This window comes from Roseicyclus sp., from assembly GCF_052168335.1.
In the GTDB taxonomy this organism is placed as follows: Bacteria; Pseudomonadota; Alphaproteobacteria; order Rhodobacterales; family Rhodobacteraceae; genus Roseibacterium.
In genome coordinates, this window is sequence record NZ_JBQLZP010000284.1 from 1 (window position 1) to 4,156 (window position 4,156).

Genomic DNA, 4,156 nt, shown 5'->3' on the forward strand with positions numbered 1-4,156 from the left:
CCGGGGCCGCGCCGGGGCTACGACCCTGCGGGCGCGCACGCCCTGCCGCGGCCCCGGTTGCCGCCCTGGGCGGCGCGGCCCGACCCTGTCCGGCGCGGGGCGGGGTCCGCGTCTCAGCCGGCCCGGAGGCTCCGCATCAGCCGGTCCTTCTCGCCCCGGTCGGTCGGGTCGCTGACGGCCTCGGCGAGGCCGGCCAGCGCCGCGATGTTGTGGCCCGCGCGGAAGCAGTCGACATGGGGGAGCATGGCGCGGATGCCGGCGGCGCGGGGCGCGAAGCCCTCCCAGCGCAGGAGCGGATTGACCCAGACGAGGCGGCGGCAGGACAGGTGCAGGCGCTCCATCGCGGCGGCGAGGCGCTCGGGCTCGTCGCGGTCGAGCCCGTCGGTGACGAGGAGCACGATCGCGCCCTGCGGCAGGACGCGGCGGCTCCAGTCGCGGTTGAAGGTCTCGAGGCAGGCGCCGATCCGGGTGCCGCCCTCCCAGTCCTGCGCCTCGGCGCCGGCGGCGGCGAGCGCGGCGTCGACGTCGCGCTCGGCGAGGTGGCGGGTGATGTTGGTGAGCCGGGTGCCGAAGGTGAAGGCGTGGACGCGCGACCAGCCCGCGCCCCTGTGGTTCGCCACCGCGTGCAGGAAGTGCAGCACCGTCCGCGAGTAGGCGGACATCGAGCCCGAGATGTCGCAGAGCGCCACGAGGGCGGGCCAGCGGGGGCGCGGCGCGCGGAGCTCGAAGGCCGTGATCTCGCCGCCCTGGCGGAGCGCGCGGCGCATCGTGCGCCGCCAGTCGGGGCGCCGCCCGGACAGCGCGGCGGTCGCGCGGCGGCCCGGCAGCGGGCGCACGGCGAGCGACATCTTCGCCAGCACGCGCCGCGCCTCGGCCATCTCGGCCAGCGACATCTGCTCGAAGTCGAGGGTCTTCAGCCTCTCCTCCCGGCTCATGGTGAGGCTGGCGTCGATCTCGATCTCGGTGCCCCCCTCCTCCGCCTCGGCGAGGCCGGGAATGTCGCGCTCGGCCCCGTCGAGGAGCGCCTCGGCGGCGCGCTTCTCGGCGGCGTCGGCGGGACGCTCCTCGGCCGCGCCCTGCACCGACGGGAGAAGGAGCGACATCATGTGCTCGAGATAGCGCGGGTCGCGCCAGTAGAGGCGGAAGACCTGCGCGAAGACCGTCCGGTGCTCGGGGCGCGAGATGAAGCAGGCGCGGAGCGTGTGGTAGAAGTCCTCGCGGTCGGTGAAGCCCGCGGCCTCGACCGCGCGGATCGCGTCGGCGACGCGGCCCGGGCCCGCGGGCAGCCCCGCCTTGCGCAGCGCGCGCGCGAAATGGGTGATGTTGCGGACGAGCTGCGGGGTCTCGGGCAGCTCGAGGGGGGGAAGCGCGGCCATGGGCGGCAGCCTAGCGCGCGCGGGCCGGGGATGGCCAGCGCGCGCGTGCGCCTCAGTAGCTGAGCTCGGTCACGATGAGCTGCGCGGGATTGTTCGACGACAGGTGGTAGCTCCCCGTCCAGATGTCGTACTGGCCCGGCAGCGGGTTGAAGAAGGTGATCGCGGAATTCGTCCCGCGATAGTCGTCGTTGAAGTGCCAGGTCCCGTCGGGCGCGTTCACGAGCAGGATCGTGTCGACGTTCGAGCGGGCCTCGATGGCGATGGTGAGCTGCCCCGTGGGCGAGCCGCCCGAATACTGGAAGCGGAAGTCGGGCCGCGAGACGACATAGCCCGGCCAGTTGAAGCCGGGGCAGCCCTGAAGGCTGACGGTGCCGCCCGCCGTGACGTTGCGCACCCAGGGGTCGGGCATGAAGTTCGCCTGGATGTTGGCCGAGCCGAACACGGTCGGGTTGTTGTAGCTCGGGCAGGCGAGCGCGGCGGGGGCCGCGAGAAGGGCCGCCGCCGCGAGGCCGATGGCCGCGAGGCGGTGTCGTGGGGTCGTCATGGAATACGCTCCGGGTGGGGTTGTCCTGTGGCGCGACCCTAGGCGGGCGATTGCCGGGCCGCGCGCGGTTTCGCGCCATCGGCGTGACGCATCCTGACGTCGCGGCCGCACACAGGGGGCGCGGCCGCGACGCCCCTCGCCTCCTAGTCCGCGTCTTCCGTGGTGCCGTTGTGGTTCTCCTGCGGTTCGGCCTCCTCCTCGGGGGCGCACTCCTCGCAGGGCAGGCCGCAGATGTAGCCGTCGTAGTCGCCGAAGACCGTTCCGGCCGGGAACAGGCCCTGCCCCGCCACCCAGGCGAAGGCCTCGTCGCGGTTGAAGACGATGCTTTCGGTCAGGCCGTTCTCGCCGACGGGGTGGAACACGCGCGTGCCCGCGGCATCGACAGTCATCAGGCCGGGCTGGAAGACCGCCCCCTCCTGCCGGTCGCAGCGGCTGACGCCGACGGACTGGGCCAGCGCCGGGGCCGCGGAAAGGATCGCCGCCGCGAGGGCCGCGAAGAGGATCGGGGACCGTGCCATGGAAAGCCTCCTGTCTCCGGATGGATCGTCCGGCCCAGGGAGTTAGGGTATCGCCGCGTCCCGCGCGTTGACGGCAATCATCGGCAAATGTGTCGCCTGCAGGTTTCCGCTCAGGCCGCGCCCGCCATGGCCTCGTCGAGCAGCTTCCGCGCCGCCGAGCCCTGCAGCTTCTGGATGTCGTCCTGGTATTTCAGGATCGCGCCCAGCGTGTCGGCGATGACCTCGGGCGAGAGCTCGATCACGTCGAGGGCGAGGAGGCACTTGGCCCAGTCGATCGTCTCGGCCACGCCTGGCCGCTTGAAGAGGTCCTCGCCCCGGAGGCGCTGGACGAAGGCCACCACCTGGCGGCTCAGCGCCTCGGAGGCCTCGGGGACGCGGGCGGCGAGAATCGCCATCTCGCGCTCGATGTCGGGATAGTCGACCCAGTGGTAGAGGCAGCGCCGCTTGAGCGCGTCGTGGACCTCGCGGGTGCGGTTCGAGGTCAGGACGACGACGGGCGGCTCGGGGGCGCGAATCGTGCCGAGCTCGGGGATCGTGACCTGGAAGTCCGACAACGCCTCGAGGAGGAAGGCCTCGAAGGGCTCGTCGGTGCGGTCGAGCTCGTCGATGAGAAGGACGGGCGCGCCCGCCGGATCGGGGCGCATCGCCTGGAGGAGCGGGCGCTCGATCAGGTAGTCGGGACCGAAGAGCTCGGCCTTGAGCAGGTCCCTGTCGGCGCTGCCCTCGGCCTCGGCGGCGCGGATCGCCACCATCTGCGCGGCGAAGTTCCATTCGTAGACGGCGGAGGCGGCGTCGAGCCCCTCGTAGCACTGGAGGCGGATCAGCCGCCGACCGAGGCCCGCGGCGAGCGCCTTGGCGATCTCGGTCTTGCCGGTCCCGGCCTCGCCCTCGAGAAACAGGGGCCGCCCGAGCCGCAGCGACAGGAACGCGACGGTGGCCAGCCCCCGGCCGCAGACATAGCCCTGATCGCGCAGGAGATCCTGCACTTCGCCGATGCTGTCTGGGGCCATCCGGTCGCTCCTCCTCGATCGGCCCATGAAGGCCGGGCGGGCCCGGCGGGTCAAGACCGTTACCTGTGCGGCAAAGCTGCGGCGGCGCCGTCTCCGAAATGCCCAAAGCTCTCCTCAGCTTTGCAAAAGTCCTGCGGGAGAGGTAATCCCCGGAGACGGAGCGGCTGCACGCTCCGCCCCGCTGCCAGAGGACACCGGAAGACATGCCCCAGGAGGCTCCCTCGCCCGCACCAGACCACGGGCTCAGTCGTGATGCCTGGATGCGCCGCATGGCGCAGATCGGGTCGGAACACGGCCTCTACGACCGGATCGGGCCCCGGCACCTCGGGCTCTTCATCGAGGAGGGCGAGACGCTGGTGGTCGCCTTCGACCGGGCCGAGCGCGCCTGGGCCGAGACGCGCGACGGGCTCCCCGCGGGATTCGAGATGGTGCGGCGGCGGTCCTGGTCGCTCCTCTCCGTCATGTCCATCGGCGAGACCTGGTTCAAGGATGCCGCACTCCTGCGCTTCTTCCGCACGCTGGAGCGGAGCGGCCTGCTCTCGCGCTACCGGCGCGTCGTCTTCTTCGGCATCGGGCCCGATTGCGGCTTCGCGGCCTGCACCTTCTCGCAGATGGTGCCGGGCGCGCGCGTGCTGGCGGCGGCGCCGGTCGCCACGCTGAACCCCTCCGAGGTGCCCTTCGAGCGGCGCTTCCGGGGCGCGCGGCGGC

At 72.6% G+C, this 4,156-nt stretch carries 4 protein-coding genes and 1 pseudogene; 1 reads left to right on the forward strand and 4 read right to left on the reverse strand.

The window, feature by feature from the left end; translation table 11 throughout:
* Positions 1 to 113: 113 nt before the first annotated feature.
* The 4 genes from ACTS11_RS08720 to ACTS11_RS08735 all read right to left on the reverse strand — a co-directional run bounded on the left by ACTS11_RS08720 (position 114) and on the right by ACTS11_RS08735 (position 3,448).
* Complete coding sequence (locus ACTS11_RS08720; RefSeq protein WP_442639937.1) at positions 114 to 1,376, reverse strand: vWA domain-containing protein; 1,263 nt, start codon at positions 1,374 to 1,376, stop codon at positions 114 to 116.
* A 52-nt stretch (positions 1,377 to 1,428) separates the two neighbouring features.
* Positions 1,429 to 1,920, reverse strand: a complete 492-nt coding sequence (locus ACTS11_RS08725) for a peptidase S1 (protein WP_442639938.1) — start codon at positions 1,918 to 1,920, stop codon at positions 1,429 to 1,431.
* A 143-nt stretch (positions 1,921 to 2,063) separates the two neighbouring features.
* Entirely contained in the window at positions 2,064 to 2,438 is a 375-nt protein-coding gene (locus tag ACTS11_RS08730) for a hypothetical protein (RefSeq protein ID WP_442639939.1), read from the reverse strand.
* A gap of 110 nt (positions 2,439 to 2,548) precedes the next feature.
* Positions 2,549 to 3,448 (reverse strand): AAA family ATPase, encoded by a 900-nt coding sequence (locus ACTS11_RS08735; protein WP_442639940.1) that lies wholly within the window; start codon positions 3,446 to 3,448, stop codon positions 2,549 to 2,551.
* 203 nt (positions 3,449 to 3,651) lie between these two features.
* On the opposite strand from ACTS11_RS08735, the pseudogene ACTS11_RS08740 reads away from it, so the two are divergent.
* Positions 3,652 to 4,156 (forward strand): annotated as a pseudogene (locus ACTS11_RS08740) (phosphoadenosine phosphosulfate reductase); the annotation flags it as partial.